Here is a 13,106-nt window from a genome sequence, read left to right on the forward strand (position 1 = left end):
CCGCCAACCCTGTATGGTTCTTCAGTTCTTCAGTTCTTCAGTTCTTCAGCTCTTCGGCTCTTCAGCTCTTCGGCGCTTCGGCCGGCGGCTGCTGCATGGCGCAGGAGATGGCGCCACCGGGTGCCGCGGCGCAGACTTCCGTCGCGTGGGTGACCTGATGCGTCGGATTGAAGGTCAGATCATCCGAGACCACGCCCTGGTGGTGCAGCGTCAGCAGCGCGTCGACCGTCTTGTCCGGATCGAAGCTGTCGGCCTTCTGCCAGGCTTCGACCAGGAAGTGCACATAGTCGTGGTAGAGCAGCGACACCGACGAGGTCACGCCGTGCGGCGCGCCGGCGGCGAAGTAGGCATCGAAATAGGCCTTGGCCTTCGGGTTGGAGGACTCGCCCCAGCACACCGGCACGCAGCTCATTGCCACCGGCACGTCGGCCGACAGCTGCTTTTCCTTCCAGATGCCGGGGTCGACGCCGAACAGGAAATAGCTTTTCGCCGCCCCGAGTTCGAGCGCCTGCGGCAGCGCCGTCAGCGTTGAATCGCCATTGTACCAGAAGTGGATGATATCAGGATTGAGGCTCTTGGCCCGGGTCAGGAAGGGCGAGAAATCGGTCGTGTCCGGCGGATAGAAGATGATGTCCGGCACATCCTGCCCTTCGGCCTTCAGCGCCTTGTAGTAATAGGACGACAGGAACTGGCCGGTGGCATCGTTGCCGACGATCATCACCGACTTCTTCGGCTTGAAGCCGAGCAATGGCTCGAGCAGGGACAGGACACCACGCGCGGTCGATCCGGAGCGCTGGAACTCCTGCGGTTCGGACTGGAAGAGATAGTGATCCTCGCCGCCCGGCTTGACCGAATCCGGGTTGAGGATTTTCGCCAGCGTCGAATTGCCGGCGAAATGGATGATCTTGGCCGGCTGCGTGATCTTGGCCATGGCGAGCGTGAAGTCATGCGTTTCCGAGCCGAAGATCGCCTGCACCTTCACGTCGCGCACCAGCTCCTGGGTGGCGGCGATGGCGGTGGCGATATCGGTGCGGTCGTCACGCTTGACCATTTCGAGCTTGTAGGTCTTGCCGCCGACCTTGAAGCCGCCGGCATCGTTGATCTGCTTGACGGCAAGGCCGACGCCGGCCGGCAAGGTATGGCCGGCAGACACGAACGAGCCAGACTCGGCGGCGACGACGCCGATCTTGACGATGTTGTCCTCGGCAAACGCCGGATGAGCGAACGCGCCAAGGCACAAGGCCGCTGACGCGGCCAGTTTAAGCACGGTTTTCAATGTGAGATCCTCCCGACTCCAAATCATTGCAGTCTTACCGGGTTGTCATACAACCCTGTAATCTGGTAAATCTTACCGGCGGAGATGTCAATCGCATTGCCATGCGATAAGAGGCTTCCCGAAAATCAGAATCGCTAAGCCGGAATTGCCGGCGCAGCCGCAGTCAGGAACAGCAAGATGCAATCACGGAAATTCGGCCGCACCGGCAGATCAGTCAGCGAAATCGGTTTTGGCGCCTGGGCGATCGGCGCCGCCTGGGGCGAGGTCAATGACGATGACGCGGTCGCCGCCTTGCATGCTGCACTCGACGCCGGCGTCACTTTCCTCGACACCGCCGACGTTTATGGCGACGGCCGCTCGGAGAAGCTGATCGCCCGGGTGATGAAGGAGCGCGGCGGCGAGCGGCCTTTCATCGCCACCAAGGCCGGACGGCGGCTGCCGAAGCAGACCGTCGAAGGCTACAGCCTGGAAAACCTGACCGGCTGGATCGACCGCAGCCTGAAGTATCTCGAAGCCGACACGCTCGACCTCGTGCAGCTGCATTGCCCGCCTACCGACCTCTATTACCACCCGGAGGTGTTCGAGCGCCTCGACCGGCTCGTCGAGCAAGGCAAGATCCGCAACTACGGCGTCAGCGTCGAGCGCGTCGAAGAGGCGCTGAAGGCGATGCAATATCCCGGCGTCGTCAGCGTGCAGATCATCTTCAACGCCTTCCGCCAGCGCCCGGCGGAACTGTTTTTCGCTGAGGCGAAGAAGAACGATGTCGCCATCATCGCCCGCGTGCCGCTGGCCAGCGGCTTGCTGTCGGGCAAGTTCAAGGCCGACACCAAATTCGAGACCACCGACCATCGCCTGTTCAACCGCAACGGCGAGGCCTTCGATGTCGGCGAGACCTTTTCGGGCGTGCCTTATGAGGTCGGGCTGGCGGCGGTCGAGAAGATCCGGCCGCTGGTCTCCGGCGACACGACGATGGCGAAATTCGCGCTGCGCTGGATCCTGATGTTCGACGCGGTGAGCGTGGTCATTCCCGGCGCCCGCAACCCGGCGCAGGCGGTTTCCAATGCCGAGGCGGCGGAACTTGCGCCGCTATCGAACGAGATGATGGCCAAGGTGAAGGCGATCTACGACCAGGACATCAAGCCCTACGTGCACCAGCGCTGGTGATTGGCCTAGAGCTTGGCTTCGAAATCGAACCGGCAATGGTCATGCTGGCCGTCGCAGGCGCAATATGTCTCCTCGCATGCGACCGCCGTCGGATCCGCGATGCCGAGCAGGAATGAGAAGGCGCCGGTGACGAAGCCTTCGAACATGTAGCAGACGCGCTGGCCGGGTTGCTGCCCGGCCTCGAGCGCGAACATAGAATTGCGCAGGCTGATGCTGCCGCGGCGGCCGGCAAGCAAGTCGATCGAGAACTGGCCCCAGCCGCGCTGCGACAGGCGCTGGAAATAGTGGCGGAAGGTGGCCTCGGGATCGAGGCCTTTGCCTCGCACCTGCGCCTCGCACCATTCGATGGCGGATTTCGCCGTAGCCGCGCGCAAGATGTCTCGATAAGCCTCGCGGCCGAGGGCTGCCTCGACCGCGAGATGATTGTTCACCAGGAAGTGCCTGGGCAAATAGACCATCGGCAGCCCGTCGGTCCGCCAGATGCCGTTCGTCTCATCGACATCGATCGGAACCGCGGGCTGCATGCTGCTTAAGCCGCTTGCCGCTGCGAAGCGACCGAGGCCGACTGATCCTTGTAGAGTTCGCCATCCTTCATGATGACGATGAGGTTCTTCTCATGCACCATCATGTCGAGATCCTTCAGCGGGTCGCCATTGACCAGCAGCAGGTCGGCAATAAAACCTTCCTTGACCATGCCGAGTTCATCGCCGAGGCCCATCACCTGGCCGCCGAGCCGGGTGCCGCACTGCAGCGCTTCGCTGGGCGAATATCCCAAGAGGTCGACGAAATGCTTCAGATCCCGCGCGTTGGTGCCCTGCGGCGTCTGCGCGAAACCGTAGTCGCCGCCGATCAGCGCGCGCACGCCGCGCTTGCGCAGTTCGGTGTAGACCTTGCGGCTGTCGTCGAGGATGCGCTGCATGCCGAACTTCACCGCCATCTCATGGGTGAAGCCGAAGGGCTCGCCCTCATAGAGCGTGCCGTAGATGATGCCGATGGCCGGGCCGACGAAGATGCGGTCCTTGGCCGATTCCAGCGCATCGAGCGCCTCCTCATCGGCGGATTCGCAGTGATAGATGACATCGACGCCGCACTTCACCGCGCGCTTGACCGAACCGGCGGCACGGGCATGGCAGTTGATCTTCTTGCCGAAGTCGCGCGCCACCTGCACCGCCGTCAGCACCTCGGCCTCGCTCATGACGGTGAGGCCACCATGTGCCGCAGGGCTCAGATCATCGCCGGAGATGTTGATCTTGATGTTGTCGGCGCCTTCGCGGCAGCAGAGCCGCACCGCCTTGGTGATTTCCTCGACGCCGTCGGCGATCATGCCGAAGCTCTCGTGATACATGTGCTGCTGGCGCTCGTCACCGAGGCCGCCAGTGACCGTGATCTCGGGGCTGCCGGCGCGCATGCGCGGGCCCGGCAAGCGGCCGGCGTTGATCTCGTTGCGGATGACGATGTCGAGGCGGAGCTTCGAGGTCGCCGCGCTGTAGGCGCTGGTGAAGCCATGGTCGAGCAAGGTCTTGGCGTTGCGCATGGTGAGCAGCAGATGTTCTTCCGGCGGGATCAGGCCGAGGTCGGAATCCTTGATCGCACCGCCGAAGGAAATATGGGCATGGCCTTCGACGAGGCCCGGCATCAGCGTCATGCCGCGGCACTCGACCGTCGTCGCGCCCTCGCCCGACAATTGCCCCGGCGTGCGCGCGATGGTAACGATGCGGCCATTGTCGACCAGCAGGTCGGCCGGATAGGCGTCGGCCCCCGTGCCGTCCCAGATCATGGCATTTCGGAACATCACTCTTGTCATGACTTCGTCCTTTCGGAGTTGGCGAGGGTTATTGGTTGACGGCCTGGGCTGCGATGACGTCATCGGCCACGACATTGGACAGGATGCCGACGCCTTCCAGCTCGACCTCGCAGATGTCGCCATGCTTCATGAACAGCTGCGGCTTGCGCGCCACGCCGACGCCGGACGGCGTGCCGGTGACGAGGATGTCGCCGGGTTCGAGCGTGATCGCTTCGCTGATGATGGAGATCAGCGAGACGACATCGAAGATCATGTCGTCGGTCGAGGCGTTCTGGACGATCTCGCCGTTGAGCCGCGTCTGGATGCGCAGGCCCTTGCCGCCCGGCGGCAGTTCGTCCGCCGTGACGAAGATCGGCCCGAACGAGCCGGTGCCGTCGAAATTCTTGCCGACGGTCCATTGCGGCGCCTTGGTCTGGAAGTCGCGGATCGAGCCGTCGTTGAAGATGGAATAGCCGGCGACATGGCTGAGCGCCTGGCTTGGGGCAATGTGGCGGCCGGCCTTGCCGATGACCGCCACCATCTCGCCCTCATAGTCGAGCTGGATCGAGGCCTCCGGCCGGCGGATCGCGGCGCCATGGCCGATCAGGCTGGTCGAGAAGCGGGCGAACAAAGTCGGATAGGTCGGCGGCACGAAGCCGCTCTCGATTGAATGGTCGACATAGTTGAGGCCGACGCAGATGATCTTGCCGGGCCTCGAGATCGGCGGCAGCCATTCGACGGATTTCGCATCGATCTCGCGCCCGCAGGCCAGCTTCTCGCCGGCGGCCTGGAGTGCCGGCGTGCCTTCGGCGATCAGTTCGTCCAGCCATCCCGGAAACATCGCATCGCTGGCGTCGATGCCGCGGAACTCGCCTGCCGGCAAGGCAATCGCCAGCCCAGGTCCCCGCGACGATTTATAGGCTGCAAATCGCACTGGCCTCATCCTTGCTCGTGAAGACTGGACTTTGTTGAGAAATTATATATCTGTCAACAGAGAATATATTATTTTGCATTCTGACTTTCTGCTGGGATAATGTATCAAGGCCCCTCGAAGGACGGATTCGCCCGCAGGCAAACGAATGGCTAGGGAAGGCTCGATCAATCTCACCCAGGGCGCGTATGAAGATCTGCGCGCCGACCTGTTGTCGTGCCGGATCGCGCCCGGCAGCCGGCTCAAGGTCCAGGAACTCTGCGACAGGCTGTCGGTCAGCCTCGGCGCCATCCGCGAGGCCTTGTCGCGGCTGACCTCCGAAGGCCTCGTCGTGGCTGAACCGCAGCGCGGCTTTCGTGCAGCGCCGATCTCGGCCGAGGATCTGATCGATCTCACCAAGACGCGCATCCAGATCGAAACGCTGTGCATCCGCCGCGCCATCGAGGTCGGCGATGTCGCCTGGGAATCGCAGCTGGTCGCCGCCCTGCACCGGCTGTCGCGCACGCCCGAGCACACGCCCGACGATCCGGTGCATTCGAGCGACGAATGGGCGACCGCGCACGCGGCCTTCCACAAGGCGCTGGTCGCCGGCTGCGACAGCCGCTGGCTTTTGCGCCTGCGCGACCAGCTTTACGACCAGAGCGAACGCTACCGCCGCCGCTCGGTCTCGCTGGCGCCAAAAGCCCGCAACATCAGCAAGGAACATCAGGACCTCGCCAATGCGGTGCTCGACCGCGATGCGGAGAAGGCCTGCGAATTGCTGGCGGCGCATCTGGCCGTCACCACCGACATCCTGCTGGCGGCGGAAGCCGACGATTTGCCGGCGCGCAAGACGATCGAGCGGGCATAGCGTTTCATTCGATCTCCTCGGACAGAAACAAACGCCGCCCGCGAACGGGCGGCGTTTTTTCGTCGCGGCCTACTGGCGCAGGTTCGTCCAGATCCGGTCATAGGCGCGGATCGCCTTCTCGTCGCATGACGGCGCGAAGGTGATCTTGAGATCGGCCGGCGGATTGAATTCGGGCGAGCCGCCAACGTCCGGCGCCAGCAGTTTGTTCGATCCGGCGATCCCGCTCTGGTAGCCGGTGTATTTCTGCTGCAGCGCGATGTTTTCGGGATCCATCAGGAAGTTGAGGAATTTCTTGGCATTGTCGAGATTGGGCGCCGTCGTCGGCACGGCGACATTGTCCATCCAGCCCACAACGCCTTCCTTTGGATAGACGTATTTGACCGTCGACTTCTGCTGGCGTGTCGCCAGTGCCTTGCCCGACCACTGCTCGTGCATGACCGTCTCGCCGGCAACCTGGCGCTCGACGATGCCGTCGGAATTGTAGACTTTCACGAAGGGTTTCTGCGCTTCGAGCAAGGCATCGAGTTCCTTGAGGTCAGCGGGATTGCTGTTGCACTGGTCCTTGCCGAGATAGACGAGCGCCAGCGAGATCACCTCGGTCGGCGAGCCGAACATGCCGACCTTGCCCTTGAGTTCCGCCGGCGGATCGAACAGCGGCTTCAAACTGTCGGTCGGGCCTTTGTAGACGGCTGTGTCGACCGAATAGGAGGTGGTGCCCCACACCCATGGCACGGTGTATTTCGCATCCGGATCCCAGGGCCGGTGCTGCCATTTCGGATCGACGTTCTTGAAGTTGGGCATCGCCGCCGCATCGACCTCCTGGAACAGCTTCTGCTTGACGAAGATCGGCACGAAATCGTTGCTGATGATCATTACGTCGTAGCCGGCAGCACCGGAACTCAGTTTGGCGAGCGCGGTCTCGTTGGAATCGTAGGTGTCGATGGTCACCTTGATCCCGGTCTCGGCCTCGAACTTCTTGATCATTTCGTCCGATGTGTAGTCGGTCCAGTTGTAGATGTGCAGCTCGCCGGCATCGGCGAGTGCACCGGTGGTGACCGCCCCCATCATGGCGGCGGCAAGGGCTAATGATGAAAATCCTTCTTTCCATGTGGTCACGGTCGTTCTCCTCTGGTTTGTTTTCTCGTTGTGACCATGATCTTTTCCGAAAACCGGCCTCCACTTTTCGGGATCATGGTCAGGCAAGTCTGTTGCGCCGTCCGACGAGCAGGGCCGCGGCGACGAAGACGATGGAAACGGCAAGCAGGATGGTGGAGATGGCGTTGACCTCCGGCGTCACGCCAAGCCGCATCATGCCGTAGATGTAGACGGGCAGCGTGGTCGAGCCGGCGCTCGACACCATCATCGAGATCAGGAAATCGTCGAGCGAGACGACGAAGGCCATGATGGCGCCGGCCGAGATTGCCGGGACCAGCAAGGGCAGCGTGACGCGTCGGAACAGCCGCCACTCATCGGCATAGAGATCGCGGCCAGCCTCCTCCAGCGTGCCGCCCATGTCGCGCAGCCTCGCCTGGATCGGCAGCAGCGCGAACGGGATGCAGAAGACGGTGTGGGCGATCATCAGATTGATCAGCCCGTGATGCATGCCGAGCCCCGAGAAGAAGATCAGCGTGGTGATCGCCACGACGATCTCCGGCACCACCAGCGGCATGGCGATCAGCGCCGTCGCCGCGCCGCGCCCGAAGCGCAGCCGGCCGCGTTCCAGCGCCAGCGCGCCGGCCGTGGCGATCGCGGTCGAGGCGATGGTGGCGACGATGGCAATGACAACGCTGTTGAAGGCGGCATCGCGGATCGCGCCATTGTTGGCCACCGCGACGAACCATTTGAAACTGAAGCCGGACCAGACGGTGACCAGCCGGCTCGAGTTGAAGGCATAGATCACCAGGATCAGCAGCGGCGCGTAGAAGAACACGAAGATCAGCGCGGTGTAGGCCGACAGGCCGGGCGTGTGCCGCCAGTCGAAGGGTTTGGCGCCGTTCATCGCCGGTCCTCCTGTACCTTGCGCGAGCGGATGACGAAGACTGTGAGCACGACGACCGTCACGACGGTCGACAGCGCCGCCCCAAACGGCCAGTTGCGCGACGAGGTGAACTGCATCTGGATCAGGCTGCCGATGAGCAGTTTCTTGCCGCCGCCGAGCAGGTCCGGCGCCAGGAAGGAACCCAGCGCCGGCGCGAAGACCAGCGTGGCGCCGGCCAGCGCGCCGGGCCGCGCCAGCGGCCAGACGATGCGGCGGAAGACGGCGCTGCGGCTGGCGTAGAGGTCGTGCGCGGCCTCGATCAGCCTTGGATCGATGCGCTCCAGCGTCGAATAGATCGGCAGCACCATGAAAGGCAGGAAGGTATAGACGAGGCCGAGCAGGATCGAGCCGTCATTGTAGAGCAGCGGCAGCGGATCGGAGATGATGCCGGCATGGCGCAGCGCGCCGTTCGCCAGGCCTTCATCGCGCAGGATCAGGATCCAGCAATAGGTGCGGATCAGCGTGTTGATCCAGAACGGCAGCGTGACGGCGAACAGCAGGATGCGCCGGCGCTCGGGCGTCTGGCAGACGATGTACCAGGCGACGGGAAGGCCGAGCACGAGGCAGATCAAAGTGGTGGCGATGGCGAGGTAGATCGAGCGCAGGATGATCAGCGCGTAGCTCGGCGAAAACACCAGACTGTCGTCGAAGTCGCGCTGGTAGAGGAACTGCAGATAGGCGTCGAAGGTCGCAGGCTGGGTGACGCCACCATAGGGGTTGGCGGTCATGAAGGAATAGGCGACCGCCAGCAACAGCGGCAGCACCATGAAGATGCCGATGACCAGCATGGCCGGCGCAATCAGGAGCCAGGTGCGGTTCGGACCCATCTCAGTTCGCCAGTTCGCGTTCGACAGAGTGCGCCCAGTCGACGACGACCCTGTCGCCTGTCGAAAGCGAAGCACCGCCGCGCGAGCGCGAATGCAGTTTTGCCCCCTCCTCCAGCACGACTTCATACAGCGTGTCGGAGCCGAGAAAAGTGATGGCGGAGACCGCGCCCGTGGCGTGGCCCCTGGCGCCGTCCGATACGGGCGAGACGACGATGTGCTCGGGGCGCACGACGATGGTCTTGGCCGGATCGCGGCCAAGGGCGGCGCCGGGCAAAAGGTTGGACTCGCCGATGAAGTCGGCGACGAAGCGATCCTGCGGATTGTCGTAGATGTCGCGCGGGGTACCGACCTGCAGCACGTCGCCGCTGCGCATCACCGCGATGCGGTCGGACATGGCCAGCGCCTCCTCCTGGTCGTGGGTGACCAGCACGAAGGTGATGCCGGTTTCGCGCTGCAGCCGCTTCAACTCGCTCTGCATGCCCTTACGCAGTTTGAGGTCGAGCGCCGATAGCGGTTCGTCGAGCAGCAGCACGCTGGGCTTCGGCGCCAGCGCGCGCGCCACCGCGACGCGCTGCTGCTGGCCGCCCGACAATTGTGCCGGACGGCGCGCGGCGAAGCCTTCCAACCGCACCATTGCCAGCGCTTCGCGGACGCGCTCGTCGATCAGCGCTTTCGGCGCGTTCTGCATTTCCAGCCCGAAGGCGACATTCTCGGCGACGCTCATATGCGGGAACAGCGCGTAGCTCTGGAACACGGTGTTGACCGGCCGCTTCTGCGGCGGCAGCGCGGCGACGTCGTTGCCGGCGATGCGGATGGCGCCCGAACTCGGCGCCTCGAAGCCGGCGATCAGGCGCAGCAGGGTCGTCTTGCCGCAGCCCGACGGGCCGAGCAGCGTAAAAAACTCATTGTCGTAGATTTCCAGGCTGACTTCGTTCAGCGCATGCACCGGATCGGCATCCCGGGTCACGAAGGACTTTGACACGCTGTGGATGTCGATCATGGCCGGCACATTCCTGGACTGCGTGGAGATGGCCCTGACCATCACGGTCATCTGGCGCCGCACCTAAAAATTCGCTCCAAAATTATATTTGTCAACGGATAATATATTGTTTTCCTGTTTCGACACGTGAAAGTGTGGCGATCAAAGGACTTTGCCGCTTTCGAGGTGGAGCAGGTGCATGTGGCCCATGCCGAGTGACAGCGTCGCCATCTCGCCTGGCCTCGGCGTCGCCGCCGGATCGATGCGTGCCGTCGCTTCCGCGCCGGCGACCAGCACATGCAGCAGCGTCTCCATGCCCATCGGTTCGACAACCTCGACCGGGACCTTGATGTCGACGGTGTCGGGCCGCTCGCGCTGCTCGGTGATGTGCTCGGGGCGCAGGCCGAATTCGAGCTCGCGCCCGACATGCCCGGCATAGCGCGCCGTGCGCGAAGCCGGCACCGCGAGCGCGGTGCCGTCGCCGAGTACCACTGCAAGCCTGTCGCCACGCGCCTCCAGCCGGCATTTGAAGAAATTCATGCCGGGGCTGCCGATGAAACCGGCGACGAAGCGGCTGGCCGGCTCATGGTAGAGGTCGTTGGGCGGGCCGATCTGCTCGATGCGGCCCTTGTTCATCACCACGACGCGGTCGGCCAGCGTCATCGCCTCGACCTGGTCGTGGGTGACGTAGACCGTGGTGGTGGCGACCATCTGGTGCAGCTTCTTGATCTCGGCGCGCATCTTGACCCTGAGCTTGGCGTCGAGGTTGGAAAGCGGCTCGTCGAACAGGAAGACTTTCGGCTGGCGCACCATGGCGCGGCCCATGGCAACGCGCTGGCGCTGGCCGCCGGAGAGCTGGTGCGGCTTGCGGTGAAGAAGCTCGCTGAGATCGAGGATGTCGGCGACACGGGCGATGCGTTGCGTCACCTCGGCATCCGGCACCTTGCGGATGCGCAGGCCGAAAGCCATGTTCTGCGCCACCGTCATTTGCGGATAGAGCGCGTAGCTCTGGAAGACCATGGCGATGTCGCGGTCCCTGGCCTGGACGTCGTTGACCAGCCTGCCGCCAATGTGGATCTCGCCGCCGCTCGGCCGGTCCAGTCCCGCCACCATGCGCAGCGTCGTCGACTTGCCGCAGCCGGACGGGCCGACGAGGACGACGAATTCGCCCTCGGCAATGTCGAGATCGATGTCGTGCACGACCTTCAGGTTCTGAAAACTCTTGGACACTTTGCGCAGTTCGACATCGGCCATTGCGCTATTCCTTTGCCGTGGGCGCAAACATGTCGAGCGCCAGAGCCGCGGTGCCGATCACGCCGGCATCGTTGCCGTGCTCGGCCGCAACGATCACCGGCGGACGGCCGGGCTTCAGCAGCACGAAATCCCTGACATTTTTGGCAATGCGGTCGATGAAGAAGGGACCGGCCAGCGACAGGCCGCCGCCGATGATCGCCGCCTCGATGTTGAGCATGTTCGACATGATGCCGATCATCTGTCCGAGCCAGCGCGCCACCTCGTCAACCACCTGCAGCGCGATCGCGTCGCCTTGCTTGGCGAGATCGACGACGGTCTCGGCGTCCTTGGCGTCGCTGTCCGGCTTGAGCTGGCGATAGCGGTTGACCAGCGCACGGGCGCTGGCCAGGTTCTCGACCATGCCCGGCACCGGATCGGCGATGTCGGTACGGGCCGGGTCGAGCGAGATGCAGCCGAATTGCGGCGGCAAGCCGTCCGGGCCATCGATGACCTTGCGGTCGATGACCATGGAGCCGCCAATGCCGGTGCCGAGCGTGAGCAGCGCAAAGCGCGAGTACGGACGCCCGGCGCCGTGGCGCATTTCGCCATGGGTGGCGCTGACGGCATCGTTGCGGACGACGGCCGGCACGCCGAAGCGGATCGAGAACAGCTTTGATAGGGACCCCTTGAGCAGTGCCGGGATCGCCGGGCAGCGACCGTTGAGCATGCCGGTCTCGGGATTTGGCGTGCCCGGCACGCCGATGCCGATGGCTGTGATGTCGGGAAACGCTCGCCTCAACTCTTCGGTTGCCTCGGTCGCCAGATGCACGAATTCGGCGAATTCGATGTCCCGATGCACCGGCACCGCATCCCGTGCGAGCACCTTGCCTGAACCATCGACGACGCCGAGCTTGACCAGGCTGCCGCCAATGTCGATTCCAACAGCGGTTACCATCAGGCCTCCTTGCGGATGCGCACGTTGAGCCGCTTTCCGAGGTTGGGGTAGATCATCTTGTCGGGATCGATGCCGCGCGCGATCGCCAGTTCGCAGCCGTACCATTGCAGCGGCATCGGCGCCCAGCAGCCGGCGAGCCATTGCTGTGAGGGCGCCGTCGGCCAGCTGACATCGAGGTCGAAGCGAGTCGGATGACCGGAGAGGTTGAGGACAACGGTGCGCGGTCCGAGTTCGGCCAGCGCCTCGCCGAGATTGGCGGCGACCTTGGCCTCGGTTTCGGTCTGCGCGATTGCGATCACCAGGCTGTTGTTGGTGGTGCCGTAGACATGCCCATGCAGCGCCTCTTCGGTGTCGAAGCCAGCGGTGGGCACGCCGCTGATCTCGGCAATCTTGAGCGACGTCTCGAGCGCGGTGCCGAGATGCGTCGCCTGACCTGCGACCAGGATGTAATCGGGGACGCCGAAGCGGGTGACCAGGTCTTTCGCTGCAACCAAACCGGTTTCAGCCGTCTGCTCCAGTTGCGCGAGCAGTCCCGACAGATCGACCGTCTTGCCGGCAAGCTTGGCGGCGACCGCCAGCACCGACATGACGGTGGCGGTATAGCCCATGGTCTTCGGCCCGACGGTCTCGGGACCGATCGGCATGACGATGATCTCGGCGCCGGTCTCGGTGATCAGGCTGCCGGCCTCGCCGGTGATGACGAGGGTCGGAAAGCCTAGTTGCACCGAGAGACGCACCGCCTCGATCGTGGTGATGCTCATGCCGGACTGCGAGGCGGCCAGAACCAGCGTGCGCTGTCCCGATGCCTTTGGCGGGAGGCGCAGGAAAGCCTCCGGCTCCTTGGCGATCACCGAGGCGCCCGTGCCTTCCTCCAGCGCCTCGGCGCCGGCCAGAAGCGCATTCATCGACGATCCCGTGCCGAGCAGCACGATCCGCTCCGGCGTCTGGCGCAGGCTGGCGAAACCAGCGAGCTCCGCGCTGATTGCCGCTGGCAGGCCGGCGAGGGTCGCGGGCTGCCGGCGGATGTAATTGCCTATCTGCATCTCAGTGTTCCATCAGTTCGAAATTGT

General features: G+C 63.9%; 13 protein-coding genes. 2 read left to right on the plus strand and 11 right to left on the minus strand.

Annotation, left to right across the window (positions count from 1 at the left end):
• Positions 1-61 precede the first annotated feature (61 nt).
• Positions 62-1,267 carry an ABC transporter substrate-binding protein gene (locus JN279_RS31190; RefSeq protein ID WP_244734781.1) on the minus strand — a complete coding sequence of 402 codons (1,206 nt, stop codon included), beginning with the start codon at positions 1,265-1,267 and terminating at the stop codon, positions 62-64.
• A 186-nt stretch (positions 1,268-1,453) separates the two neighbouring features.
• On the opposite strand from JN279_RS31190, the gene JN279_RS31195 reads away from it, so the two are divergent.
• The gene (locus JN279_RS31195; protein WP_202351106.1) at positions 1,454-2,440 is read left to right on the plus strand and encodes an aldo/keto reductase; all 987 of its coding nucleotides are present in this window, start codon (positions 1,454-1,456) and stop codon (positions 2,438-2,440) included.
• A gap of 5 nt (positions 2,441-2,445) precedes the next feature.
• On the opposite strand, the gene JN279_RS31200 is transcribed toward JN279_RS31195, so the two are convergent.
• Genes JN279_RS31200 through JN279_RS31210 form a run of 3 tightly spaced genes read right to left on the minus strand, consistent with a single transcriptional unit; the run spans position 2,446 to position 5,166 of the window.
• A complete protein-coding gene (locus tag JN279_RS31200; protein WP_202351107.1) occupies positions 2,446-2,964 on the minus strand; it encodes a 4-vinyl reductase in 519 nt (172 codons plus the stop codon).
• 5 nt (positions 2,965-2,969) lie between these two features.
• The gene (locus tag JN279_RS31205; protein WP_202351108.1) at positions 2,970-4,244 is read right to left on the minus strand and encodes a metal-dependent hydrolase family protein; all 1,275 of its coding nucleotides are present in this window, start codon (positions 4,242-4,244) and stop codon (positions 2,970-2,972) included.
• Between the two features lie 28 nt (positions 4,245-4,272).
• Entirely contained in the window at positions 4,273-5,166 is an 894-nt protein-coding gene (locus JN279_RS31210; protein WP_202351109.1) for a fumarylacetoacetate hydrolase family protein, read from the minus strand.
• A 136-nt stretch (positions 5,167-5,302) separates the two neighbouring features.
• Here JN279_RS31210 and JN279_RS31215 point away from each other — a divergent pair, with 136 nt between their 5' ends.
• Positions 5,303-6,004, plus strand: a complete 702-nt coding sequence (locus tag JN279_RS31215; protein ID WP_202351110.1) for a GntR family transcriptional regulator — start codon at positions 5,303-5,305, stop codon at positions 6,002-6,004.
• Positions 6,005-6,073: 69 nt separating this feature from the next.
• On the opposite strand, the gene JN279_RS31220 is transcribed toward JN279_RS31215, so the two are convergent.
• From JN279_RS31220 to JN279_RS31250, 7 genes are all read right to left on the minus strand, one after another.
• Entirely contained in the window at positions 6,074-7,120 is a 1,047-nt protein-coding gene (locus JN279_RS31220) for an extracellular solute-binding protein (protein ID WP_202351111.1), read from the minus strand.
• A 79-nt stretch (positions 7,121-7,199) separates the two neighbouring features.
• Positions 7,200-8,003, minus strand: coding sequence for an ABC transporter permease (locus tag JN279_RS31225; protein WP_096455222.1), 804 nt, complete (start codon positions 8,001-8,003; stop codon positions 7,200-7,202).
• On the minus strand, positions 8,000-8,869 hold the full coding sequence (locus tag JN279_RS31230) for an ABC transporter permease (RefSeq protein WP_202351112.1): 870 nt from the start codon (positions 8,867-8,869) through the stop codon (positions 8,000-8,002). Before JN279_RS31230 ends, JN279_RS31225 begins: the two co-directional genes overlap by 4 nt.
• Position 8,870: 1 nt before the next feature.
• Entirely contained in the window at positions 8,871-9,869 is a 999-nt protein-coding gene (locus JN279_RS31235) for an ABC transporter ATP-binding protein (protein WP_202353834.1), read from the minus strand.
• Positions 9,870-10,010: 141 nt separating this feature from the next.
• The gene (locus JN279_RS31240) at positions 10,011-11,102 is read right to left on the minus strand and encodes an ABC transporter ATP-binding protein (RefSeq protein WP_202351113.1); all 1,092 of its coding nucleotides are present in this window, start codon (positions 11,100-11,102) and stop codon (positions 10,011-10,013) included.
• A 4-nt stretch (positions 11,103-11,106) separates the two neighbouring features.
• Positions 11,107-12,036 (minus strand): ROK family protein, encoded by a 930-nt coding sequence (locus tag JN279_RS31245; protein WP_202351114.1) that lies wholly within the window; start codon positions 12,034-12,036, stop codon positions 11,107-11,109.
• On the minus strand, positions 12,036-13,079 hold the full coding sequence (locus JN279_RS31250; protein ID WP_202351115.1) for an SIS domain-containing protein: 1,044 nt from the start codon (positions 13,077-13,079) through the stop codon (positions 12,036-12,038). Before JN279_RS31250 ends, JN279_RS31245 begins: the two co-directional genes overlap by 1 nt.
• Between the last annotated feature and the right edge of the window lie 27 nt (positions 13,080-13,106).

Source organism: Mesorhizobium sp. 113-1-2 (assembly GCF_016756475.1).
Classification (GTDB): Bacteria; Pseudomonadota; Alphaproteobacteria; order Rhizobiales; family Rhizobiaceae; genus Mesorhizobium; species Mesorhizobium loti_C.